This window comes from Pseudomonas sp. 5C2 (assembly GCF_034314155.1).
Lineage (GTDB): Bacteria > Pseudomonadota > Gammaproteobacteria > Pseudomonadales > Pseudomonadaceae > Aquipseudomonas.
Map to the genome: position 1 here is coordinate 2,403,147 of NZ_JAVIWH010000002.1, position 23,166 is coordinate 2,426,312.

22 protein-coding genes are annotated in these 23,166 nt (G+C 57.8%); 13 read left to right on the forward strand and 9 right to left on the reverse strand.

Annotated features, from left to right (window positions below):
- The 7 genes from RGU44_RS11710 to RGU44_RS11740 all read right to left on the reverse strand — a co-directional run bounded on the left by RGU44_RS11710 (position 1) and on the right by RGU44_RS11740 (position 8,834).
- Positions 1-1,191: a hypothetical protein gene (locus RGU44_RS11710; RefSeq protein WP_322217234.1), complete on the reverse strand. Its 1,191-nt coding sequence runs from the start codon at positions 1,189-1,191 to the stop codon at positions 1-3.
- 150 nt (positions 1,192-1,341) lie between these two features.
- Positions 1,342-2,334, reverse strand: a complete 993-nt coding sequence (locus RGU44_RS11715) for a sel1 repeat family protein (RefSeq protein ID WP_322217237.1) — start codon at positions 2,332-2,334, stop codon at positions 1,342-1,344.
- A complete protein-coding gene (locus RGU44_RS11720) occupies positions 2,319-2,690 on the reverse strand; it encodes a hypothetical protein (RefSeq protein WP_322217238.1) in 372 nt (123 codons plus the stop codon). Before RGU44_RS11720 ends, RGU44_RS11715 begins: the two co-directional genes overlap by 16 nt.
- Positions 2,691-2,750: 60 nt before the next feature.
- Positions 2,751-5,639 (reverse strand): LysM domain-containing protein, encoded by a 2,889-nt coding sequence (locus RGU44_RS11725; protein WP_322217240.1) that lies wholly within the window; start codon positions 5,637-5,639, stop codon positions 2,751-2,753.
- Entirely contained in the window at positions 5,636-6,457 is an 822-nt protein-coding gene (locus RGU44_RS11730; protein WP_322217242.1) for a hypothetical protein, read from the reverse strand. Before RGU44_RS11730 ends, RGU44_RS11725 begins: the two co-directional genes overlap by 4 nt.
- A gap of 220 nt (positions 6,458-6,677) precedes the next feature.
- Positions 6,678-7,847 carry a patatin-like phospholipase family protein gene (locus RGU44_RS11735; protein WP_322217244.1) on the reverse strand — a complete coding sequence of 390 codons (1,170 nt, stop codon included), beginning with the start codon at positions 7,845-7,847 and terminating at the stop codon, positions 6,678-6,680.
- A 54-nt stretch (positions 7,848-7,901) separates the two neighbouring features.
- On the reverse strand, positions 7,902-8,834 hold the full coding sequence (locus tag RGU44_RS11740) for a lipid A biosynthesis lauroyl acyltransferase (RefSeq protein WP_322178242.1): 933 nt from the start codon (positions 8,832-8,834) through the stop codon (positions 7,902-7,904).
- 133 nt (positions 8,835-8,967) lie between these two features.
- On the opposite strand from RGU44_RS11740, the gene minC reads away from it, so the two are divergent.
- From minC to RGU44_RS11775, 7 genes are all read left to right on the forward strand, one after another.
- Positions 8,968-9,708 carry a septum site-determining protein MinC gene (gene minC, locus RGU44_RS11745; RefSeq protein WP_322178241.1) on the forward strand — a complete coding sequence of 247 codons (741 nt, stop codon included), beginning with the start codon at positions 8,968-8,970 and terminating at the stop codon, positions 9,706-9,708.
- Positions 9,709-9,909: 201 nt separating this feature from the next.
- Entirely contained in the window at positions 9,910-10,725 is an 816-nt protein-coding gene (gene minD, locus RGU44_RS11750; protein WP_219061520.1) for a septum site-determining protein MinD, read from the forward strand.
- Positions 10,722-10,976, forward strand: a complete 255-nt coding sequence (minE, locus tag RGU44_RS11755) for a cell division topological specificity factor MinE (RefSeq protein ID WP_219061521.1) — start codon at positions 10,722-10,724, stop codon at positions 10,974-10,976. Before minD ends, minE begins: the two co-directional genes overlap by 4 nt.
- A gap of 94 nt (positions 10,977-11,070) precedes the next feature.
- The gene (locus tag RGU44_RS11760) at positions 11,071-11,706 is read left to right on the forward strand and encodes an RluA family pseudouridine synthase (protein ID WP_322217247.1); all 636 of its coding nucleotides are present in this window, start codon (positions 11,071-11,073) and stop codon (positions 11,704-11,706) included.
- A 99-nt stretch (positions 11,707-11,805) separates the two neighbouring features.
- The gene (locus tag RGU44_RS11765; protein ID WP_322217248.1) at positions 11,806-13,095 is read left to right on the forward strand and encodes a M18 family aminopeptidase; all 1,290 of its coding nucleotides are present in this window, start codon (positions 11,806-11,808) and stop codon (positions 13,093-13,095) included.
- A 104-nt stretch (positions 13,096-13,199) separates the two neighbouring features.
- Positions 13,200-13,364 (forward strand): hypothetical protein, encoded by a 165-nt coding sequence (locus RGU44_RS11770; protein ID WP_322178238.1) that lies wholly within the window; start codon positions 13,200-13,202, stop codon positions 13,362-13,364.
- Between the two features lie 138 nt (positions 13,365-13,502).
- Positions 13,503-15,686, forward strand: a complete 2,184-nt coding sequence (locus RGU44_RS11775; RefSeq protein WP_322178237.1) for a mechanosensitive ion channel domain-containing protein — start codon at positions 13,503-13,505, stop codon at positions 15,684-15,686.
- Between the two features lie 36 nt (positions 15,687-15,722).
- Here the strand turns inward: RGU44_RS11775 and RGU44_RS11780 are convergent, their stop codons facing one another.
- Positions 15,723-16,439, reverse strand: a complete 717-nt coding sequence (locus tag RGU44_RS11780) for a UTRA domain-containing protein (protein WP_322178236.1) — start codon at positions 16,437-16,439, stop codon at positions 15,723-15,725.
- Between the two features lie 363 nt (positions 16,440-16,802).
- Here RGU44_RS11780 and RGU44_RS11785 point away from each other — a divergent pair, with 363 nt between their 5' ends.
- From RGU44_RS11785 to RGU44_RS11810, 6 genes are all read left to right on the forward strand, one after another.
- Positions 16,803-17,870: an ABC transporter substrate-binding protein gene (locus RGU44_RS11785; RefSeq protein ID WP_322217251.1), complete on the forward strand. Its 1,068-nt coding sequence runs from the start codon at positions 16,803-16,805 to the stop codon at positions 17,868-17,870.
- 91 nt (positions 17,871-17,961) lie between these two features.
- The gene (locus RGU44_RS11790) at positions 17,962-18,768 is read left to right on the forward strand and encodes an alkaline phosphatase family protein (RefSeq protein WP_322178234.1); all 807 of its coding nucleotides are present in this window, start codon (positions 17,962-17,964) and stop codon (positions 18,766-18,768) included.
- Positions 18,765-19,610 carry an ABC transporter permease subunit gene (locus RGU44_RS11795; protein WP_322178233.1) on the forward strand — a complete coding sequence of 282 codons (846 nt, stop codon included), beginning with the start codon at positions 18,765-18,767 and terminating at the stop codon, positions 19,608-19,610. The genes RGU44_RS11790 and RGU44_RS11795 overlap by 4 nt, the downstream gene beginning before the upstream one ends.
- Positions 19,597-20,397 carry an ABC transporter permease gene (locus tag RGU44_RS11800; protein ID WP_219061530.1) on the forward strand — a complete coding sequence of 267 codons (801 nt, stop codon included), beginning with the start codon at positions 19,597-19,599 and terminating at the stop codon, positions 20,395-20,397. The genes RGU44_RS11795 and RGU44_RS11800 overlap by 14 nt, the downstream gene beginning before the upstream one ends.
- Positions 20,394-21,383 (forward strand): ABC transporter ATP-binding protein, encoded by a 990-nt coding sequence (locus RGU44_RS11805; RefSeq protein ID WP_322178232.1) that lies wholly within the window; start codon positions 20,394-20,396, stop codon positions 21,381-21,383. Before RGU44_RS11800 ends, RGU44_RS11805 begins: the two co-directional genes overlap by 4 nt.
- Before the next feature lie 60 nt (positions 21,384-21,443).
- The gene (locus tag RGU44_RS11810) at positions 21,444-22,097 is read left to right on the forward strand and encodes an HAD family hydrolase (protein WP_322178231.1); all 654 of its coding nucleotides are present in this window, start codon (positions 21,444-21,446) and stop codon (positions 22,095-22,097) included.
- Between the two features lie 58 nt (positions 22,098-22,155).
- Here the strand turns inward: RGU44_RS11810 and RGU44_RS11815 are convergent, their stop codons facing one another.
- Positions 22,156-23,118, reverse strand: a complete 963-nt coding sequence (locus RGU44_RS11815; RefSeq protein ID WP_322217254.1) for a zinc-binding dehydrogenase — start codon at positions 23,116-23,118, stop codon at positions 22,156-22,158.
- Between the last annotated feature and the right edge of the window lie 48 nt (positions 23,119-23,166).

A 23,166-nucleotide genomic window follows, 5' to 3' on the forward strand; every position in this document is an offset into this window, starting at 1 on the left:
TTACTTAGCCGACAAGTATCGCTTCATCGTCTTCAGAGTGGTTACCTTCGCCATATGAGCGCACTCAGGACACCAATGGCCATTACGTATGATTGACAGATTGGTGTGCCAGCCATGCCCTCGTTCGCACAACCAGTGCATTTTTGTGTGGCAGTTCTCGTATTTGGTGGACAGGCATTTCCCACCTCTTGCTCGCGCGGCCTGATGGGCATCGTCGAGGCTTAGCCTGCTCTTTGGACACCGTTTGCACCAACCACCCTGTCTGATAGTCCCCATCGGGGCAAGCCAGCGATGTCCGTTCTGGCATTGCCATTGAAGCTTTATTTGGGCATTTACATACTCAGTGGACAGGCATGTTCCTCCTTTTGCCGCGGCTGCCCGATGCGCGTCATCAAGGGTGAGTGTCTTCGCCTTCAGGTGGCATGTCACACACCAGCTGCCATGCAAGGCGCTCGCCCCCAACCTCATCCACTCATGCCCGGCATCGCAACGAAAGCGATAATGATGCTTTACGCCCAGGTACTTCTGGTCAAGACAGACTCCGCCATGGCGTTCTGCCACTTCACGCAACCGTGACAGTCCGTCCACCCCCTTTTCATGGATAAGCCTGGGCTGGATCGCGCACTCATGACACCACGCGCCGCCCATGATATTGACACCTAGGGACTCCCACACGTGCCCTTGGGCACAGCGAAAACCATACCGTTGACGGGTACTGGTGTAAGCATCAGCCAAACATACCCCGCCGTGCTGCGCAGCGATCTGCTGCAAACGGGTCAGTCCGTCGGAGAACCCCTTGAGGTTTCTGGCCTTGTCTCGCTTGCAGAGGCTGCAATCAGGGTGTAAGCCCATGGTCGAAGATTTACGTTGCCACGTGTGCCCCTGCGAACAACGAAAGTTATGGGGCACGCCATCACCCAGCCACTGCTCATCCAGCCACGTCACCCCGGCCTCCAGGGCAATGGCGCGGACCCGCTCCGTAAAGCGATCCTGAATACACGCCTGACAACTCTCCTGGCTTCGGCTCATCCGTCTCGGGGTCTTGAGAAAAACATGCCCTTTAGAACAAACAAAACGATGCAACTCGTTCCAGCCCAGCCACGTACTTTCCAGGCACCCTAACTGCTGTCGGTCAGCGGCGGCACGCAAGGATTCGGTTTGATCGAGGACAGGGTGTTTGGCCGTTGACATGGCAGTGCGTCGCCTACAAAAAAGTTCGGAAGAACTGCAAGATGCGGCGACACAGGAATGGTTTCAATGAGGGGGATACAGGTAGGGAGTTGTCTTGCGAAGTTTGAGGATGGGTCCTACGTGCATTGGCGTGAGAGCGTCCAGCCGGCATCAATATCCGTACCTAGGCGGGAATCTCGACAGCGACGGATGGGTTTTCGCCCACTCTTTGGCGTAGGCTTTGCCGGCGTCTATTTGTTCGGGGGTCATTTTGGCGGCGACACTTGGCAGTACTTGCCCTCCGTAGCCGGGCGATGACGGCCTTCTACCGGGGTCCGCTTCTGCCATGAGCAGTGTCAGACCATAGGCTTTTACCATATCAAGCGGGTAGCCGACTTCGTCGGGCATATGAGCAGTCCACGCGGCGTAACTAGACATAGAACCAAAGTGACCGGCCTCGGCTGCTTTTTCTGTCCAATAACCAGCACCTTTGAGATCTCCAAATTTTTGCAGTAAATCGGCATAGCTACTCATACCCGGCGCATAGCCACTTTCCGCCGAGGCCCGGTACCATTTCTCGATTTCCTTTTTCCGGTTGCCGGGGATCAGAAAAGTGCCAACACCTTCTTTATATAAAGAGCCGAGCCATTCCTGCGCATCAGGGAAGCCGGACTCCGCTGCTTTGACTAACCAATCAAAATGACCGCTTATCATGAAAAGTTGCTGCATGGCCTCACCATCCCCCTGAGCGGCTCTTTCTTTGGCCAGTGAGCGAGCGCTTTCCAGCCACTCTTGAGGTGTTTTTATATCAGGCGGACAATTTTCCATGATGTGGCAAAGGTCATCACCTTTATCGGACAATCGCATCATTGAGTAGATATCGCCTTTTTCGGCGGCGGCTTCGTACAGCTCCTGAGCTCTCGGCGTTATAACTTTTTGGTTCCGCCTAAGAATTTCAGCCAAGTAATACTGTGAATCCGTGTCCCCAGCCTCGGCTGATATTTCAAGGAAGGGGCTTGCCTTTGCACTCTTGATCATATTTAAGAAAAATAGACCTTGGCTGCGTGCCTCTTCTTGCTCTGGTGTCAATTGAGCCCAGGCGCAATGACTGAACAGCAACAGCAGGCCGGTTAGTTTCACTGCAACAATCAATATCTTGGCCATGGTGCCAGCTCCGTCCCTGCATCTGGGTTCCAGAATTTTGTCTGTGATGCAAAATCACAGGCAGTGTCCATCGCCTCGCCCAATCGACGTCTCGCTTTTCTATAACGTTCCTGCATGATTCTATCTTCTATTTTTTCACCAGCATTTGCCGCCATGAAATTACTCATCCGGTATACATTTTCACAATAAATAAACTTGGGATTATCCGGTTTATTAAAGGATGAAAAACGCAGCACTGCTTTGCCAAACCGCTCTTGCGCCGAGGCCAGGCTTTCATAGCCGATCGTGTTATATGCGCTTGCCGTGGCATTCTCATGGATGGAAGTTAAAATGATTTCGATCGCGTGCTGCTGCAATAAATGGCATTGCTGCGCTGTATACCTCACCGTCCTTGTGCCACCCATATCGCCCTGCGCTTATACTTCAAACGCCCTTGGCCTTTGAAGTAGCGTATCCAGCAGCGACCCCAACCCCTCTGGCGTCAAGGTTGAATACCACCGCCTCAATTCCTGATCGTCTTGTTTATCAAAAATCTCGTGAGCCATCGGCCCCGCCCGCCCGCCAGCCTTTATCACGTCATACATCCGACTCACAACGTTATACCCCCTCAAAAAAGCCCACTGCATGTCCACGCCGACCGCACTGAGCAGTTGCAGTTTGCTGAAGTACGCGAAGGCCTCCGGTTGTACCCAGACCATTTTCTTATAGTTGTTTTCAACCAGGGCTTTATTGAAGATATCCAGGATCTGAATAATGGCCTTGTAGCCCACGACGAAGTTGAAGGCGCCTTGCACGCCGGGGCCGGCAATGATGGCGGCGTTCATGCGCAGGATCACGTAGCCGTTTTGCAGGGACAGGTTAAGCCCGGCCTTGGTGCCGACACCCAATGCGGCGGAGGCGTCGATGCCCAAGGTGGCGAGTTCCAGCCAACCGTCATTATCGACGTGTTTCTTGAAGATCGGGTGGCGCAGGGTCAGCAGGTCGTCGGGCGGAGTCCAGAGCAGTGAGCCATTGATTTTGACCCCACCTTGTACGCCAGCGAACAGGTTGAACTGTCCGCCGAGGAGGTCGTCGTGGCGGATGTGGGGTCTCAGGCCGGTCTCCGCTCGGCTGAGGCGGCGCTCCGCGTCGCGGCCGGTGTCGAGGCCCAGGTCGTCGTTTTCCTGTTTGTTCGGCCCCACGCGCAGGTTGGCGCTGAGCATCATCGAGGCGCCGGCGAAGCCCCAGGCCTTGATGCTGCCGGTCAGGCAAAACTTTCCGAACGTAACGATACCGTCTGCGACTTTCTGGCCTTGGTCGTCGTTTTCGTTTTTGTAGCTCAGCGTTTTCGGTGTCGCCTCGGCCCTCCCTGGCAGCTCAAACGAGGCCACATCAACTTCGCCCTGCGCCCGATTGACGTCCAGCGTCACGTTGGCCGACGCGCCCAGGCCTTTTTTCAGGCTGACGCTGGGGTCTAGTGTTTGAGTGGCGAGTTGCACGTTGCTCTGGGCCGGGGTCAAGCAGCGGATCAAGCGCGCCTGCGGGCTGTTATCGAATAAGCGCAATGGGCCGAGGATGCTTTTTTTGAACAGGATCTGTTCAAGGTCTTTGCCCCAGGCATCGAAGGTGGCGTCGTCGCGCAGGTTCTCGATGTAGATTTTTTCGGTTTTGATGTAGCGCTTGAACGTTTCGGGCTGGAAGAAGCCGTTGCGGTCGAACCAGCCGGCCTGGATTTCAACGGGCCGAGCGTCGTTCATTCTCAGCCAGGAGGTGAACAGATCCGGGTCGGCACTGGTATTGCCCGCAGTCACTCTGACGGTGGGATCTTTGGCTTGGGCCAGTGCTTTGTTCAGGTCGTCCTTGAGCAGGTCGCGGGTGCTTTGGTTGAGGTGGTTGAGTACGTCGGTGAGGCTCAAGTGACGCAGGCGCGTGCGCTCGGTGGGCACGCTGATTTCTCGCAACGGAAAGTTAGTGCGTACCAGTCGTTGTTGCGGTTTTGGCGCAAAGGTCTCGGGGTTCCAGAGCAGGTGGCGTAGGGGTTTTGAGCGTTTGACGAAATCTTCGGCTTTTTTCTTCAGCGCCTGTTCTTGGGCTTCGAGTGCCTGCCACTGCACGGCTTCCGTGGTGAACAGGCTGCTCGGAGGCTGTTGTTTGGCGACATTGACCCAATTGTCGAATGATTTTTCGACGTGTTGATCCAGGGCTGCTTTTTGCCTGAGCCAGGCGTGGTATTTCTCGTACTCCTCGAACCCGTGCTGAATATCCCCGTTGTCGCCTTGCAGAGCGTATTCGGGCAAGGCCAGGCCGTAGGCGGCGGCTTCGAGAAGGGTTTTTACCAGTTCGGAATAATGAAACTTTCCTGTCGAATTCCGTACCCATTGCGCAATGTCCAGTCGCGGTGAAGTGAGGTCACGAGTCGCACTATCAATCTCTGTGAGCAGTTGGGCCTGCTCTCGGGAGAATTGCTCGATTTCTTGCTGGCTGAAATGAGGTTTGCCGAGGTCCACCAGAATCTGGCGCTGTTTGAGATAACGCTGGATGATCTCGCGAGCTTTCATCGCCTCGGCGCTGTACAGATGACCGTCTTCAAAGCTATAGCCGCGTTCGAGGCCGATTTTATGGCCCTTGGCATCGAGTGCAGCCAGTTCGCGGCGTAACGGCAGGGCGGCCTGTTGCTGTTGGTTGACGTGTCTGAGCTGCTCAACCGTGAGACTCGGTACGTGTTTGACGTCCTGCAAGCCCTCTTCGCGTATCCCCAGACGTCCGAGGTCGCGCCCTGTCTGGCCCAACTCATGCTCGATTTCGAGATACCGCTGGCTGTCTTGGGCATCCAGAAAACTGTTGGTTTTGGGTTCGAGAAAAGGCTCCAGCAGGCCCGCGTCATTCAGGGCGTTGATCCGTGAGTCGGGATTAGTGGTCAGCAGCTTCTTTTGTAGACTATCGGCAGCGGCGACCAGCGTATTCAGGGTGTGTTCGCGCAACAGCCAGAAGCGTTCCTGACCGACTTCATAAATAACGTCGGCGTAATGGGTGTCTCGCGTGCACGGCTGCTCGCCGCAGAAATTGACGGTGCAGTGTTCAGGCGGCGCGGCAACGGGGTCGAGGTGCAACACCTCCAGAGCGCTGGTGTCGGGTGCGAGCGCCGGGTTGTCCGCCACGCGCGCGTTGGTGGTGTCCGGCACATTCAATGTCCACCCCGTGCGGATGTAGTTCGGATTGTTGATAAAGGGATTGAGACGTCGTAATTCGTCAACACCGCTGTTCAATCGCTGCGCGAGACCGCTGAGGGTGTCGCCTTCCTGGACGGTATAAATGTGAGTGGTCATGGCTGTAATCCCTGTAGCAGTTGCTCGACCCGACGCTGTGGCCGTTCGCGCGAGGTGAGGATCGGGAGCAGGTCTTCGCGCTCACGCACGTCGCCGTGGGTGATTAGCGCAGAGAGCTGCAACAGGTCACGGTCGATACCGATGCCGTGCTTCACGAAGAAATTGAGGTTGCTGACTGCGCGAGGCAGTTCATGATCTGGCACCTGGGCAAAGTGCTGTGGGTTCTGCCGTAGCCAGTGCAGCCAGCGGATGTCCTTGTAGGTCGAGTACAGGGTGTCGGGGAAAACGAGGGGGTATTCGCAGGGCCCTGTGGCGGGTGTTTCGGCTTTCCAGACATGCCACTGACGTGATGCGGGATTAACGCCAGGAACCGGGGTGTAAACCTCACTCCACGGCCCGAACAGGCAGGCGTGTTGCCGGGTGTTTTCCATTGCCAGCGCGGCCCAGATAGCGGGGTCGTGAATCGACAATACGTTCGTCGGGATCATGCTCAGCAATGTTCGGGCATGCGCCAGTGCCTGCGCCGGGTCGGTGCAGGTCAAGGCCGTGCCTGCGGGGCGTTGATGACACACCTCCGCCAGCCCGTCGATGCACACTGTGTTGACCAAAAACCAGGAGGGCCCTTGGGCCATGTGCGCCTGAAACGGCGTGCCGAACCACAGCCGGTCAACGCTGTACTCCGCGCCTTGCTGCATCAGTACCTTCCATGCGTCAGGCGCGTGGGCGGCTTCGATAAGGAACGCTATCTTCTGCCCCTGTTCCAGACGAGGGCCGTTCAGGGTGGGACGCTCAAGAAACCGGATGATCGCGTCAGACATAAGCCGTCCTTTGATAGGTCTGCCAGAAAGGGCGAAACATGCAGTGGATGACGAACGGGTTCAATGCGGGGGGATACGAAGGAGACGTTTCCGGTATGGCTTGAGGACAAGTCCTACATCAACGACGGGGGGGGGGTGGGTAACGCCTGTAGCATTTGCTGCCAGTCTGGACTCTGCCGGGGCCGATTTGAACGGCGAAAGCGCCCGCAGGGGCGCGTCCTCAAGCCAGCCTTAAAAACCGCTTCAACTGGTCACTCTGGGCCAGGGCATCGCGTCGGCCCAGTTCGATCAACTCACTGCAATACCCGGTTTCGAACAACAGGTAACTCAGCACACCGGCGCCGCTGGTTTTAGTCGCGCCCGGGCCGCGCAGGAACATGCGCAAGGCGGCCGGCAACTCGTGCCGATGACGTGCGGCGATTTCGTCCAGCGGCTGGCTGGGCGCGATCACCAGCACGTCGACCGGTGCCAGACCCAACCTGCGTACTGGCTGTTGCAGAGCCAACAAATGACTCAATTCATTGAGACGTTCCAGCAATTCGATGTCGCTTTCCAGGCTGTCGATAAAGGTGCTGTTTAGCATATGCCCGCCAATCTGAGCCAGACTCGGCTGCGCGCCCCGTGTTGGCCGGTGCAGCGGAGCTTTCGCTTCGACACTGCGCGGGTTGCCGCTGACCCCGACCACCAGCACCCGATTCGCCCCCAAGTGCAACGCCGGGCTGATCGGTGCTGATTGACGTACAGCTCCGTCGCCAAAATACTCCTGCTCGATCTTGATCGGCGCGAACAGCAAGGGGATCGCTGAGCTGGCAAGTAAATGATCGACCGTCAGTTGTGCTGGCAAGCCGATACGCCGATGACGCAGCCAGGAGTCGATGGAGTCCTTACCTTGATAAAAGGTCACGGCTTGTCCCGACTCATAACCAAACGCTGTTACTGCCACGGCACGCAGATGCTGGGCTTCGATGGCATGCTCGATACCGCTCAGGTCCATACGGGCGTTGAGCAGGTCACGCAAGGGCGAGCTGTTGAGCAACGCCACGGGGACTCGCGAGCCAATCCCCATCAGATGGTGGCCGACGAAGCGGCCGGCTTGATGGACCACCCCCGCCCAATCGCTACGCAGCACCTGATGACTGCGAAAGCCCTGCCAGAACTCGGTCAATTGGTGAACGGCGGCGCAGAAGTGCGAAGCACCGCTGGCCAACTTGACGGCATTGATGGCCCCGGCCGAGGTGCCGACGATCACCGGAAAGGGATTTGGAGCACCGGCAGGCAACAAATCAGCTATCCCGGCCAGTACGCCGACCTGATAAGCCGCCCGTGCACGGCCACCGGAAAGAATCAGCCCGGTGATCGGCTCTGCGGAAGAGATTTCAGCGGCACTCATGACCGATTTTCTATGGCACGTGAACGCATTTTTTAATTTTCAGCCTGTTTAGTGTCAGCCACGCGTCTTATACAGCTTTGGCTCGCCCGCTGGTCGGCTTTTAAAGCGTCGATGCGCCCATAAGTACTGGGACGGACACTCGATGATGGCGCGTTCGACCCACTGATTGATCCGCAGACAATCGGCCTCGTCGCTTTCGCCGGGAAAATCGCTCAGCGGTGGATGAATCACCAGTCGATAACCACTGCCATCAGCGAGGCGTTGCTGGGTAAACGGCACCACTTGAGCGCGACCCAGCTTAGCGAACTTGCTGGTGGCGGTCACGGTCGCCGCCTGAATCCCAAACAGTGGCACGAACACGCTCTGCTTGGCGCCGTAATCCTGATCCGGCGCGTACCAGATGGCCCGGCCAGCGCGTAGCAGCTTGAGCATGCCACGCACGTCTTCACGCTCGATAGCGAGAGAGTCCAGATTATGGCGTTCACGGCCGCGACGCTGGATGAAGTCGAACAGCGGGTTTTTGTGCTCGCGGTACATGCCATCAATGGTGTGCTGCTGACCGAGCAAGGCCGCGCCGATTTCCAGCGTGGTGAAGTGCAGTGCCATGAGAATCACGCCCTGCCCCTCCAACTGCGCCTGTTTGAGGTGCTGCAGTCCTTCGATATGGGCCAGTTTGGCCAGCCTCTGGCGCGACCACCACCAGCTCATGGCCATCTCAAAAAACGCGATGCCAGTAGACGCGAAATTTTCCTTGAGCAGCTGTTTACGCTCGGCTTTCGACAGATGGGGGAAGCACAGCTCCAGGTTGCGCGACGCAATACGCCGTCGGTCACCGGCAAAACGATACATCACCGCACCCAGCGCCCGACCAACGGCTATCAGCGTGCGAAACGGCAACTGAACGATCAGCCAGAGCAGCCCCAGCCCCAGCCATAGCGGCCAGAAACGCGGTAGAAGAAAACGAGCTCGAAAACGCGGGCGATCCATTACAGCTTCCGTAAAGATAAGGGCCGCGCATTCTACATCGGTTCGGCAACATCGGTTCGGCTTGGCTTGCGACTCGCGAGCGTTCTCGTTATAAGTCTCGGCACTTTTAGCGACAAGCTGCTTTGTGCCGACCATGAGCCAAATCGAATTGCAAGACCAGGATCCTGTGTTCCAGCTGAAGGGCAGCATGCTTGCCATTACCGTGCTTGAGCTGGCCCGAAACAATCTTGAAAGCCTTGATCGCCAGTTGGCGGCCAAGGTTGCCCTCGCGCCGAACTTCTTCAGCAACACCCCTCTGGTGCTGGCTCTGGACAAACTGCCCGCTGGCGAAGGCGCGGTCGACCTGCCGGCCTTGATGCGTGTGTGCCGGCAACACGGCCTGCGCACGCTGGCGATTCGTGCCAACCGCATCGAAGACATCGCTGCCGCCATTGCTATTGACCTGCCGGTACTGCCCCCTTCGGGTGCCCGGGAGCGTCCGCTGGAACCGGTCGAAGGCGATGCAGCGAAGAAAAAAGCGGAAAAGCCACCTGAGCCAACCCTAAAACCGACCAAAATCATCACCTCTCCCGTGCGTGGCGGTCAGCAGATTTATGCCCAGGGCTGCGACCTTGTGGTCATCGCCCCGGTCAGTCCCGGTGCGGAACTTCTGGCCGATGGCAACATCCATGTATACGGCCCTATGCGCGGAAGAGCATTGGCCGGGATCAAAGGTGATACCAAGGCACGGATTTTTTGCCAACAGTTGGGCGCTGAACTGGTCTCGATCGCCGGGCAATACAAGGTTTCCGAAGACCTGCGCAGAGATCCGCTGTGGGGGGCCGGGGTACAGGTCAGCCTGTCCGGTGAAGTGTTGAACATCACCCGTCTTTAACGGATACTGCCGCCATTTTAAAGCATCCCTGATTCGTCGCGAAAACGTAGCAAAAGAAGTCGGAAGTCGAGAAAGCCAAGGTTTCCCAATGGTTAAACCTCTGATTCAGGGGTTCTCGATTTCCAGCATTGCTCGACTGTTGCCGTTTCAAGGGATGCCCTTCAGGGACTAACTGTCCTTTTCCTCTAGGGGTGAAACACCTTGGCCAAGATTCTCGTGGTTACATCCGGCAAGGGTGGTGTGGGTAAGACCACCACCAGCGCCGCTATCGGTACCGGTCTCGCTTTGCGCGGCCACAGAACAGTGATCGTCGACTTCGACGTCGGCTTGCGTAATCTTGACTTGATCATGGGCTGCGAACGCCGCGTGGTTTACGACTTCGTCAACGTCGTGAACGGTGAAGCAACCCTCACCCAGGCACTGATCAAAGACAAACGACTGGAAAATCTTTACGTGCTGGCCGCAAGCCAGACCCGTGATAAAGACGCCCTGACTCAGGACGGCGTTGAAAAGATTTTGATGGAACTCAAGGAAACCTTCGAATATGTGGTCTGCGATTCCCCTGCGGGCATCGAGAAAGGCGCGCATCTGGCGATGTATTTCGCCGACGAAGCAATCGTTGTGACCAACCCGGAAGTGTCTTCGGTACGTGACTCGGACCGCATGCTCGGCTTGCTGGCGAGCAAGTCCCGTCGCGCAGAAAAAGGCGAAGACCCGATCAAGGAACACCTGTTGCTGACCCGCTACAACCCAGAGCGTGTCACCAAGGGCGAAATGCTTGGCGTCGAAGACGTCGAAGAGATCCTTGCAATCCGCCTGCTGGGCGTGATTCCTGAGTCCCAGGCAGTCTTGAAAGCCTCTAACCAGGGTATCCCGGTCATCCTTGACGACCAGAGCGACGCCGGTCAGGCGTACAGCGATGCCGTGGATCGCTTGCTGGGCAAGGAAGTTGCACACCGGTTCATCGATGTGCAGAAAAAGGGATGGTTTCAGCGAGTCTTTGGAGGCCGTGAATGAATATTTTTGACTTCTTTCGTGACCGTAAGAAGGAAAGTACAGCTTCGGTAGCGAAAGAGCGTCTACAGATCATCGTGGCGCACGAACGAGGCCAACGCAGCACCCCGGATTACCTGCCGGCTTTGCAAAAAGAGCTGGTTGAAGTCATCCGTAAATACGTCAACATCGAGTCTGAACAAGTGCATGTCGCGCTGGAAAACCAGGGCAGCTGCTCGATCCTCGAACTCAATATCACCCTGCCAGATCGTTGATCCGGCGGGTGCCTGCGGCGGTATCTCGGACCTTTTGAAAAAAAGGGTCTGAATACCGCCGTTGGCGTTTCCAGCGTTTCGAGGCCCGTTGCACATGCCGTTGTCGAACATCCGCATCATTCACCAGGACGCTGGCGTTCTGGTGGTCGATAAACCGACCCTGCTGCTTTCCGTTCCCGGCCGTGCCGAGGACAACAAGGATTGCCTGATTACCCGCCTGCAGGAAAACGGTTACCCCGAGACCCGCATTGTCCATCGCCTGGACTGGGAAACCTCCGGCATCATCCTGCTGGCCCGCGATGCCGATACGCATCGCGAGCTGTCACGGCAGTTTCACGACCGTGAAACCGAAAAAGCCTACACCGCTCTGTGCTGGGGTCAGCCGGAACTGGACAGTGGCAGTATCGATTTGCCGCTGCGCTACGACCCCCCTACCAAACCCCGGCACGTGGTCGATCACGAATTCGGCAAGCACGCACTGACATTCTGGAAAGTGCTGGAACGCTGCGGTGATTACTGCCGTGTCGAGTTGACGCCGATTACCGGTCGCTCACACCAATTGCGCGTGCACATGCTGTCCATCGGCCACCCGTTGTTGGGCGACGGGCTGTACGCACACCCGCAAGCGCTGGCTGCTTACCCACGCCTGTGCCTGCACGCCAGCATGCTCAGCTTCACTCACCCACAATCGGGTGAGCGCATGCGCTTCGAGTGCCCTGCGCCGTTTTGATTGCGTGCAATCCGAACCGGACGCACATGCAAATCCCCACAAGGTCGGCGTCAGTCACAAGATACGGTAAACTCGCGCCACTGCTGTCTGGAGTAACTTATGCGCGAAGAGTTGAACCAAGGCCTGATCGATTTCCTCAAGGCCTCCCCCACCCCCTTTCATGCCACCGCAAGCCTTGTTCAACGCCTGGAAGCGGCCGGTTACCTACGTCTGGATGAACGCGAAACATGGGCCACCGAGGCCGGTGGGCGCTATTACGCCACCCGCAATGATTCGTCGATTGTCGCTTTCAAACTGGGCCGTCTATCGCCCTTGAGCGGCGGCATCCGTCTGGTCGGTGCCCATACCGATAGCCCGTGCCTGCGGGTCAAGCCGCAGCCCGAGATACAGCGCCAGGGTTTCTGGCAGCTGGGTGTCGAAGTCTACGGTGGCGCCCTGCTTGCGCCTTGGTTCGACCGTGATTTGTCGTTGGCCGGGCGTGTCACCTTCCGCCGTGATGGCAAGGTCGAAAGCCAACTGATCGATTTCAAACTGCCCATCGCCGTGATCCCGAATCTGGCGATCCACTTGAACCGCACGGCCAATGAAGGTTGGGCGATCAACGCCCAGAACGAGTTACCGCCCATTCTGGCGCAGGTGGCAGGCGATGAGCGTGTAGATTTCCGTGCACTGCTGACCGATCAATTGGCCCGCGAACACGGTTTGAATGCTGATGTGGTACTCGATTACGAGCTGAGCTTTTACGACACCCAAAGCGCTGCGATCGTCGGCCTGCATGGTGATTTTATCGCCGGCGCACGCCTGGATAACCTGCTGTCGTGCTTCGCCGGTGTAAACGCCTTGCTCACTGCCGAAACCGATGAGACCTGCCTGCTGATCTGCACTGATCACGAAGAAGTTGGCTCCAGCTCCGCCTGCGGTGCAGACGGTCCGATGCTGGAACAAGTGCTTCAACGCCTGCTACCTGAAGGCGAAGATTATGTGCGGACCATTCAAAAGTCGTTGCTGATCTCGGCCGACAACGCCCACGGCGTCCACCCGAACTACGCTGACAAGCACGACGCCAATCACGGCCCGAAACTCAACGCAGGCCCGGTAATCAAGGTCAACAGTAACCAGCGCTACGCAACCAACAGCGAAACCGCCGGTTTCTTCCGCCATTTGTGCATGGCCGAAGAAGTTCCGGTGCAAAGTTTTGTGGTGCGCAGCGACATGGCCTGCGGTTCGACCACCGGCCCGATCACAGCCAGCCACCTGGGGGTGCGCACCGTCGATATCGGCCTGCCTACCTTCGCCATGCACTCGATCCGTGAACTGGCAGGCAGCCAGGATCTGGCGCATTTGGTGAAAGTGCTTACCGCGTTCTACGCCAGCCACGAACTGCCTTGATCCAGTCCATCGTCTTCGCGGACTTGCCTGCGAAGACGATCACTTGGTCCATCTGCAAAAACCCACCTAGACTGACACTACCGAACCAGACAGGTGCAGTGCTCATGGATCCGTTCCACTCCATGCTAATACCGATAGTCGCCGGCATGCTCATGCTGTGTGTGGGTTTCTCTTACCAGGAGCGAGGTGTTGGTGTGTTCTTACTCTGGCTGGGCATGGTCTGCATCCTCGGGACGGTGGTTTACAAACTCCTCGAAAAACTGGTGTAAGCCGCTCGGCGTATGGCGTGCATAACCGCAAGCTGTCTATACAATGGCGCTCGCCAAGCCCACGCGTCACTCGTACACTCGCCAGTCATTGCCTGATGATACCGGGCGTTTTTGTGCTGATTCGAGGTTCACCGCCCAGTGCCTGTTTTTGTCCGCCTGCTCGCTCTCCCGCGCCTTTTTCTGATCTGTCTGTTGGCCCTGATACCCATTAGCGCGGCTCAGGCCCTAAGCCTGCCGGGTTCACTAGGTGGCTCACAGAAAGGCCAACCGCAAGCACAGGAACCTCTTGGGCAATCGCTGGATGAAGTGATCAAGACCCTGGAAAACGATCAACAACGCACCAAACTTCTCGACGACCTGAAAAAACTCCGCGACACCACCAAGAAAGCTCAACCGACCGCCGAAGAAGGCGTGCTTGGATTGATCGGAAGCACCCTGTCCGGTTTCGAGAAGCAATTCAGCGGTGATGACAGTCCGATTCAGCGCTGGTCCGACGAACTGACCCTGGCGCAGGAAGAGCTGTTGGGGCTGATGCTGCCCGCCAATCAATGGTTGCCGGTCATCTTCGGTTTCGCCCTGGTGATGCTGCTCTGGAGCCTGCTGGCTGCCGTGCTGATCTGGCTCAGCCATCGGGTGCGCCTGCGCTTTGGTCTGTCAGAAGAGCTGCCACAACACCCTCGTACCTGGGACATGCTGCGTTTTGCCCTGCGCAAACTGGGGCCGTGGCTGGTGGCCCTGGTTATCACCGTGTACTTGAGCTATTCCCTGCCCTCTTCGCTGGGCAAGGATTTGGCCATGGTGCTGGCGTATGCCTTGGTGGTTGGCACCTTATTCTCGGCCATTTGCGTGATTGCCTTTTCCGTTGTCGACGGCCCCCACCGCCGCCGAGCGCTGTATATCCTGCGTCATCAGGCGTTTCGCCCGCTGTGGCTGATCGGCAGTTTTGCCGCCTTCGGCCAAGCGTTGAGCGACCCGCGCCTGATCGCCAGTCTTGGCGAACACCTGGCGCACACCGCCGCAACCCTGGCTAACGTGCTGGCCGCGATCTCCACGGGGCTGTTCATCCTGCGATTCCGCCGCCCCATCGGCCACTTGATCCGCAACCAGCCGCTGTCCCGTCGCCTGACCCGGCGCGCCTTGAGCGACAGCCTCTACATCCTGGGCTCGTTCTGGTATGTGCCGGCATTGATGCTGGTGGCGGTGTCATTGTTCGCCACGTTCTTCTCTGCTGGCGATACCAGTACCGCCCTGCGTCAGGCCTTGATCTGCGCGGTATTGCTGGTGCTGTGCATGGTCATCAATGGCCTGGTGCGCCGTCATGCGCAACGGCCGTACCATGGACAAAAACGTCATGCGCTGTATTCGGACAGACTGAGAAACTTCTTCTATACCCTGGCGCATCTGCTGGTCTGGTTGCTGTTCATCGAACTGGGCCTTCGCGTGTGGGGCTTGTCGCTGATTCGTTTCGCCGAAGGTGACGGCCACGAAGTCAGCATCAAGCTGTTCAGCCTGGGCGCAACATTGCTGTTCGCCTGGCTGGTGTGGATCCTCGGTGACACCGCCGTGCATCATGCCTTGACCCGGTCACGCAAAGGCCTGGCCAATGCCAGGGCGCAAACCATGATGCCGCTGATCCGCAATGTGCTGTTCGTGGCGATATTCATCATCGCCCTGATCGTCGCACTGGCGAACATGGGCATGAACGTGACCCCTCTGCTGGCCGGTGCCGGGGTTATCGGCCTGGCCATTGGTTTCGGCGCGCAGTCATTGGTGGCGGATTTGATCACCGGCCTGTTCATCATCATCGAAGACTCGCTGGCCATCGACGACTACGTCGACGTCGGCGGGCATTTGGGCACGGTCGAAGGTTTGACCATCCGCACGGTGCGCTTGAGGGATATCGATGGCATCGTCCACACCATTCCGTTCAGCGAGATCAAAAGCATCCAGAACTACTCGCGGGAGTTCGGCTATGCGATTTTCCGCATTGCGATTCCGTTCAGCATGAACATCGACGACGCGATCAAACTGGTTCGTGAGGTCGGGCATAAAATGCACAGTGACCCGCTGGAGCGACGCAACATTTGGTCGCCGCTGGAGATTCAGGGGGTCGAAAGTTTCGAATCCGGCAGCGCAGTCCTGCGGGCGCGCTTCAAGACTGCTCCGATCAAACAGTGGGAAGTTTCGCGCGCCTTCAACTTGTCGCTTAAACGCCATCTGGATGAAGCCGGACTCGATTTGGCAACCCCACGTTTAAGCGTACAGGTGAGCACCGGCGGCGGTAGCGTGATTGGCGTTGGAGCGGCCAAGGAAAAGCAATGATCGCGACCACACTGGGCGTGACGACATGATCGCGCCCTACCCCGGCACCACCGCACTCACATGAATCGCATCATGGCGCCAATACTCAAGGTCGCAGTCGATCAGACGGCCTTGCTGATCATAGTTGACCCGGGCAATGCGCAGGCCCGGGCTGCCAACGGACACTTTCAATGCCGCTGCCGCCTCGACCTGCAAGGCCGTCGGCACCATCTCGAAACGCACCTGGCCATACCGCAAGCCATAACGGCTGGCGTATAACTCGGTCAGCGACTGACTCAGATCGACATCCAGTATCTGGGGAAAGTATTCCGGATTGAGATAGTGCTCCACGTACAACACCAGTCGCTGATCAATGCGTCGCGCGCGGCAGATCTGGATCACGCTGGACAATGCTGGCAACTGCAACCAGGCACATACCGCCGCCGACGCAGGCTGCAGACGCGCTGAAATCACCTCCGTCGAAGGCACTCGTCCCTGCGCACTGACCATGGCGTGAAAATGGCTGCGGCGCATCAAATCGTAAGCCAGGCGCGGCGGCGAGATAAACCAGCCACGTCGCTCCTCGCGATAAACCAGACCCCGTGCCTCCAACTGCAACAACGCTTCACGCACGGTGATCCGCGTGGTACCGAACAACTCACTGAGTTTGCGCTCGGCGGGCAGCTTACTACTGGCCGGCAACAAGCCGTGCTCGATCTGTTCCTGCAAGGCCAGACCGATGGCTGTCACCGCCTTTGGTGCATCTTCGCGCATCAACGTTACCTATCTGGACTAGTCCAGCGCTGTTTAAGAGCAGGACCGAGCATGAATATCGCTCCTGTGAGTATCGGTCAGCCTAGACAAAGCACATGACTGATCGATGACAAAGCTGCCGAGGGACGGCCTGATACGGTTGTTCCAGATCAACAAAACCGATGAATATCAATATATTAGCCATGGTCTACGCTTACCTTGGACTGACCTCCCTTAGCTGATGATTACCCTTGCAGGAGTGATGCCGACATCAAAGTGTCATTCAGCAGGCTTAAATTGGCTCAGGTATTGCTGACCTAGACCAACCCAACCGCACTAACGTCGATAAAAACGTAGCGTTGAAAACGCCCAAAGGAGCTTCGGATGAAACATCTTTTCCTGGCATCACTGTTAGGTTCGACCATTGCCCTGTGCACAGCCGCCATGGCTGCTGATACCGACTTGAAAACCCTGGAGGCCTCGGCCAAGACGGAAGGTGCGGTCAACAGCGTCGGCATGCCCGATAACTGGGCCAACTGGAAAGGCACCTGGGACGACCTGCTGAAAAACTACGGCCTCACGCATATCGACACCGACATGAGTTCGGCCCAGGAAGTCGCTAAATTCGCTGCGGAGAAAGACAACGCCAGCGCGGATATCGGCGATGTGGGTGCAGCCTTCGGTCCTATCGCAGTAAAACAGGGCGTGACCCAGCCGTACAAGCCAAGCACCTGGGCTCAAATCCCGGATTGGGCGAAAGACAAAGACGGTAACTGGGCACTGGCCTACACCGGCACCATCGCGTTCATCATCAACAAAAAATTGCTCCATGGCTCCGACGCCCCCAAAACCTGGGCTGACCTGGAGAAAGGCAAATACAAGGTCTCCATCGGTGACGTGAGCACCGCCGCCCAGGCCGCCAACGGCGTGCTGGCTGCTGCCATTTCCAAAGGTGGCGATGAAAAGAATATTGAACCGGCACTGTTGATGTTCGCCGAAATCGCCAAACAGGGGCGTCTGTCGCTGTCCAACCCGACAATCGCCACGATGGAAAAAGGCGAAATCGAAGTGGGCGTGGTCTGGGATTTCAATGGCCTGAGCTACCGCGACAAGATGGTCAATCCTGACGATTATGAAGTGCTGATCCCCTCCGATGGTTCGGTGATTTCCGGCTATACCACCATCATCAACAAATACGCCAAACACCCGAACGCCGCCAAACTGGCTCGCGAATACATCTTCAGCGATGCCGGCCAGACCAACCTGGCGCGGGGCAATGCCCGTCCGATTCGTGCTGAACACATCACCCTGCCGGCTGACGTACAAGCCAAGCTGCTGCCTAACGAGCAGTACAAACACGTGAAGCCGATTGCCGACGCGGATGCCTGGGAAAAAACCTCGAAAAGCCTGCCGAAAAAGTGGAACGAACAAGTCATCATCGAAATGAAATAAGCGTTATTTGAGGGAAGAACGGGTTCGCCCGTTTTTCCCTCTTTGGACCATTTTTTCTGATTGTGTACAACGCTTCTGGAGCTCATCCGTTATGAGGCACAACGTCATCCTGGTCGTGCTCGATGGTCTTAACTACCAAGTCGCCCGACATGCCATGGGACACCTTCAGGCATACGCAGGTGCAGGACGCGCCGCCCTGTACAGACTGGAATGCGAGCTACCTTCGCTGTCCAGACCGCTGTACGAGTGCATCCTTACCGGCGTGAAACCGATCGACAGCGGTATCGTGCACAACAACGTCACGCGCCTGTCGAATCAGCGCAGCGTGTTCCACTATGCCACCGACGCTGGTCTCAGCACTGCCGCAGCGGCTTATCACTGGGTCAGCGAACTGTATAACCGCTCACCGTTCGTTGCCGCCCGCGACCGCCACACTGACGACGCACACCTGCCGATCCAGCATGGACACTTCTACTATGCGGATCACTATCCGGATTCACACCTGTTCGCTGATGCCGAAAGCCTACGTCTGCGCCATGCGCCGAACTTCATGCTGGTACACCCCATGAACATTGACGACGCCGGGCACAAGCACGGCCTCGATACCCCGCAATACCGCAACAGTGCGCGCTCTGCCGACATCATCCTCGCCGATTACCTGCAAGGCTGGCTCGACACCGGTTACCAGGTGCTAGTGACCGCTGACCACGGCATGAACAACGACCGTTCCCACAATGGCTTACTCCCGGAAGAACGCGAAGTTCCGCTGTTCGTGTTCGGCGATGCCTTCAGTTTCGATAGCAATGCCCAACCGAAACAGACCGATCTGTGTGGCACGGTCTGCGAACTGCTCGGCGTCCCTCACGACAAGCCAGTGTGCCGGGAGTTGTTGAAGTGAACTCAATCACCCGAGGCAAATGGCTGGCGGCCCTGTGTCTGGTGCCCTTCTCCGTGTTTTTCATCGTATTCCAGATCGCCCCGCTGGCCTGGGTCGTGATCCACAGCCTGCAATCGGAAGACAACGGCTGGGGCCTGGCTAATTTTACTGAAGTGTTCAGCTCCCGGTTCTACCTGCAAGCGATCCAGCACAGCCTGGAGATCAGCTTCTGGTCCAGCGTATTCGGAATCATCATTGCCGTGCTGGGCAGTTACTCCCTGCGTCGGGTCGACTCGCGACTGCGTAACTTCGTCAACGCCTTCGCCAATATGACCAGCAACTTCGCCGGTGTGCCGCTGGCCTTCGCCTTCATCATCCTGCTGGGGTTCAACGGCAGTATCACAATCATGCTCAAGCAAGCTGGGATCATCGAGGATTTCAACCTGTATTCGAAAACCGGGCTGATCATCCTCTATACCTACTTCCAGATTCCATTGGGTGTGCTGCTGCTCTACCCGGCCTTCGACGCCCTGCGCGAAGACTGGCGCGAATCCGCTGCCTTGCTCGGGGCCGACAGCTGGCAGTTCTGGCGGTATATCGGCCTGCCAGTGCTGACCCCGGCGCTGATCGGTACTTTCGTGATTCTGCTGGCCAATGCCCTCGGCGCCTACGCCACCGTGTACGCCCTGACCACAGGCAACTTCAACGTGCTGCCCATCCGTATTGCCGCCATGGTTTCAGGCGACATCAGCCTCGACCCGAATATGGCCAGCGCCCTGGCCGTAGTGTTGGTGGGCCTGATGACCCTGGTGACCCTCGTGCACCAGTGGCTTTTGAAGAGGAGCTACCATGTCTCGCGCTGAACCGGGCTCCGCCGTCCTCTACCACCGCGTCGTGGTGTACCTGCTGTTCATCATTCTGTTGCTGCCACTGGCAGGGACGCTGATCTACTCCATTGCCACCAGTTGGTCGGCAACCATTCTGCCCAGCGGGTTTACCGTCAAATGGTATGTCGAACTGTGGAGCGACCCGCGTTTCCTCCACGCATTCGGCCAGTCACTGCTGGTATGTGTCGGCTCCCTGGTGCTGTCAGTGGTCCTGATCCTGCCACTGCTGTTCGTCGTGCATTACCATTTCCCCAAGCTTGATGCGCTGATGAATATCCTGATCCTGCTGCCCTTCGCCGTGCCTCCCGTGGTGTCATCCGTCGGCCTGTTGCAGCTCTATGGGTCCGGGCCTTTCGCGATGGTCGGCACGCCGTGGATTCTGATCGGCTGCTACTTCACCGTGGCGCTGCCGTTTATGTACCGGGCGATTACCAACAACCTGCAAGCGATTAACCTGCGCGACCTGATGGACGCTGCGCAACTGCTCGGTGCCAGCACCTGGCAGGCCGCGTTCCTGGTGGTGCTGCCAAACTTGCGCAAAGGCCTGATGGTCGCGTTGTTGCTGTCATTCTCCTTCCTGTTCGGTGAGTTCGTGTTCGCCAACATCCTGGTCGGCACGCGCTACGAAACCCTGCAGGTCTACCTGAACAACATGCGCAACAGCAGCGGTCACTTCACCAGTGCGCTGGTGGTTTCCTACTTCTTCTTTGTGCTGGTGCTGACTTGGGCGGCCAATTTAATGAACAAGGACAAAAGCCAATGAGCTTCGTCAGCGTCGATCACCTGCAAAAGAGCTACGCCGGCACCGCCGTGTTCAGCGACATCAACTGCGACATCAGGAAAGGCGAGTTCGTGACACTGCTCGGCCCTTCCGGGTGCGGCAAATCCACCCTGTTGCGCTGTATTGCCGGCCTGACCGCTGTTGATGGCGGCAAGATCCTGCTCGACGGCCAGGACATTGTCCCGCTCAGCCCGCAGAAGCGCGGCATCGGCATGGTGTTCCAGAGCTATGCGCTGTTCCCCAACATGACCGTCGAGCAAAACATCGCGTTCGGCCTGCGCATGCAAAAGGTCAACGCCGACGACAGCCGCACGCGAGTCGCCGAAGTGCTGAAACTGGTCGAACTGAACGACTTCGCCGCACGCTACCCGCACCAACTGTCTGGTGGCCAGTGCCAACGGGTTGCGCTGGCGCGCTCGCTGGTGACCCGGCCACGCCTGCTGTTGCTCGATGAACCGCTGTCGGCGCTGGATGCACGGATTCGTAAACACCTGCGCGAACAGATTCGTCAGATCCAGCGTGAATTGGGACTGACGACGATTTTCGTGACCCACGATCAGGAAGAAGCGCTGACCATGTCAGACCGGATCTTCCTGATGAACCAGGGCCGGATCGTCCAAAGCGGCGATGCTGAAACCCTATACACCGCGCCGATCGACGTGTTTGCCGCCGGCTTTATCGGCAACTACAACCTGCTCGACGCCGACAGCGCCAGCCGCTTGCTGCAACGGCCGATCAACAGCCGTCTGGCGATTCGTCCGGAAGCCATCGAGCTGAGCCTGACCGGCGACCTCGACGGCGAAGTGCGCAGCCACAGCCTGTTGGGCAACGTGATCCGTTACCGGATCGAAGCCCGAGGCGTGGAACTGGTGGTCGACGTACTGAACCGTTCAGCGGCTGATTTGCACCCCAATGGACGTCGAGTGGCCTTGGCTATCGATCCGTCGGCGCTGTGTGAAGTAGCCTAAGCGACAACCGCAGAACCTGTAGAGGTTACGAAGGCTGCAAAATTTCAGAGGACAGCAGTAATGGCGTTAGCGATTTTTGATTTGGACGAAACCTTGATCCACGGCGACTGTGCCAGCTTGTGGAGCGAACAAATGGGTCGACTCGGCTGGGTGGACGCTGAGTCGTTCATGCGCCGTAACAATGAACTGATGGCCGCGTACAGCGCAGGCGAACTGGCGATGGAGGAGTACATGACCTTCAGCCTGGAGCCCATGGCCGGTCGCACGCCGGAAGAAGTCGCGCACCTGGTAGGTCCTTGGGTCGAAGACGTGATCGAACCGATCATCTTCAGCGAGGCCTGCCGGGCCATCGCCGCCCATCGAGCGGCCGGTGACCGGATTTTAGTGATATCGGCGTCAGGCACGCACCTGGTCAAACCCATCGCCGAACGACTGGGCATCGACGAAGTACTGGGGATCGAACTGGAGGTCAAACATGGCGTCTACAGCGGCGCGACATTGGGCGTACTGACCTACCGCGAAGGCAAGGTCACGCGCTTGCTGGAGTGGTTGCAAAACGAAGGCGAGACGCTGGAAGGCTCCAGTTTCTACTCGGATTCACGCAATGACCTGGCGCTGCTGCTCAAGGTCCAATACCCCCGCGTCGTCAACCCGGACCCGGTACTGCGCGAGCATGCAGAAAAGGCCAGCTGGCCGATTCATAGCTGGAAGTGATGGCTGAATAAGCGGCCTGGTTGGCAGGCCGCTTAAGCGAACGACTTCACACCATGTGTCAGACCAGACTTTCGTCGATCACCAACACCAGTTTGCCTGACACCTGATTGGTCGCCAGCTCGGCGAAGGCAGATTCGGCGTCTTTGATCGGGAACGTTCTGGCCAGTTGCGGCTTGAGGCGTCCTTCGACAAACAACGGCCACACGTGCTGACTCAGATCACTGAGCAAATCCGCTTTGAATTGATCATCACGGCTACGCAGGGTCGAACCCAGTATCTGCACACGCTTGACCAGCACTTGCGCCAGGTCCAGTTGCGCTTCACGCCCGCCCATCAGACCGATCAGTACCAATCGCCCATCAACGTTCAGCACTTTGATGTTCAAGGCCGCGTAGTTGGCACCCACCGGATCAAGAATGACATCGAACGGACCGAGGTCTTTCAGGCTTTCCAGGTTGTCGCTGCGCACAACCCCACCCTGAGCCCCCAGCGCTTCGCAATACGCCAGACGTTCGGCAGAGCCGACGCTCACCCATACCGGGTTGCCGAACGCCTTGCAAAGCTGAATGCCAGCTGAACCAACACCACTTGCCCCGGCGTGCAGCAATACCTTTTCACCCGGCTTCAATGCAGCCAGTTGAAACAGATTCAACCATGCAGTGGCGTACACCTCGGGGATACCTGCCGCTTCCGGCAAAGACATGCCCTCGGGAACCGGCAGCACATGCCGTCCGTCGACTACGACCTCTTCAGCCATGCCACCACCTGCGAGCAATGCGCAGACTCTGTCCCCTACGTGCCAGGACGAACCCGAACCGACTTCGCTGATCACCCCGGAGCACTCCATCCCGAGGGTTTTACTGGCTCCCGGCGGTGGCGGATACAGCCCGGCCCGCTGCAATAAATCCGCACGATTGAGACCCGCCGCAGCGATCCGAATGCGTACTTGCCCTACATCACATGTCAGGCCGGGTTGTTCAAGCCATTCCACATGTCCGTCAACGCCTTGCAATGCCTTCACAGTGCCTCCATAGTAAGTCTGGACTGAGCCGGTGCTATAGACGCACGG

Coding starts and splice junctions, on each gene's coding strand:
- RGU44_RS11790 (WP_322178234.1), top strand. CDS start 17,962: ATGAGGCACAACGTCATCCTGGTCGTGCTCGATGGTCTTAACTACCAA.
- RGU44_RS11785 (WP_322217251.1), top strand. CDS start 16,803: ATGAAACATCTTTTCCTGGCATCACTGTTAGGTTCGACCATTGCCCTG.
- RGU44_RS11805 (WP_322178232.1), top strand. CDS start 20,394: ATGAGCTTCGTCAGCGTCGATCACCTGCAAAAGAGCTACGCCGGCACC.
- minC (WP_322178241.1), top strand. CDS start 8,968: ATGAGCCAAATCGAATTGCAAGACCAGGATCCTGTGTTCCAGCTGAAG.
- RGU44_RS11725 (WP_322217240.1), bottom strand. CDS start 5,639: ATGACCACTCACATTTATACCGTCCAGGAAGGCGACACCCTCAGCGGT.
- RGU44_RS11740 (WP_322178242.1), bottom strand. CDS start 8,834: ATGGATCGCCCGCGTTTTCGAGCTCGTTTTCTTCTACCGCGTTTCTGG.
- RGU44_RS11765 (WP_322217248.1), top strand. CDS start 11,806: ATGCGCGAAGAGTTGAACCAAGGCCTGATCGATTTCCTCAAGGCCTCC.
- RGU44_RS11730 (WP_322217242.1), bottom strand. CDS start 6,457: ATGTCTGACGCGATCATCCGGTTTCTTGAGCGTCCCACCCTGAACGGC.
- RGU44_RS11735 (WP_322217244.1), bottom strand. CDS start 7,847: ATGAGTGCCGCTGAAATCTCTTCCGCAGAGCCGATCACCGGGCTGATT.
- minE (WP_219061521.1), top strand. CDS start 10,722: ATGAATATTTTTGACTTCTTTCGTGACCGTAAGAAGGAAAGTACAGCT.
- RGU44_RS11715 (WP_322217237.1), bottom strand. CDS start 2,334: ATGGCCAAGATATTGATTGTTGCAGTGAAACTAACCGGCCTGCTGTTG.
- RGU44_RS11810 (WP_322178231.1), top strand. CDS start 21,444: ATGGCGTTAGCGATTTTTGATTTGGACGAAACCTTGATCCACGGCGAC.
- RGU44_RS11800 (WP_219061530.1), top strand. CDS start 19,597: ATGTCTCGCGCTGAACCGGGCTCCGCCGTCCTCTACCACCGCGTCGTG.
- RGU44_RS11710 (WP_322217234.1), bottom strand. CDS start 1,191: ATGTCAACGGCCAAACACCCTGTCCTCGATCAAACCGAATCCTTGCGT.
- RGU44_RS11780 (WP_322178236.1), bottom strand. CDS start 16,439: ATGCGCGAAGATGCACCAAAGGCGGTGACAGCCATCGGTCTGGCCTTG.
- RGU44_RS11770 (WP_322178238.1), top strand. CDS start 13,200: ATGGATCCGTTCCACTCCATGCTAATACCGATAGTCGCCGGCATGCTC.
- RGU44_RS11760 (WP_322217247.1), top strand. CDS start 11,071: ATGCCGTTGTCGAACATCCGCATCATTCACCAGGACGCTGGCGTTCTG.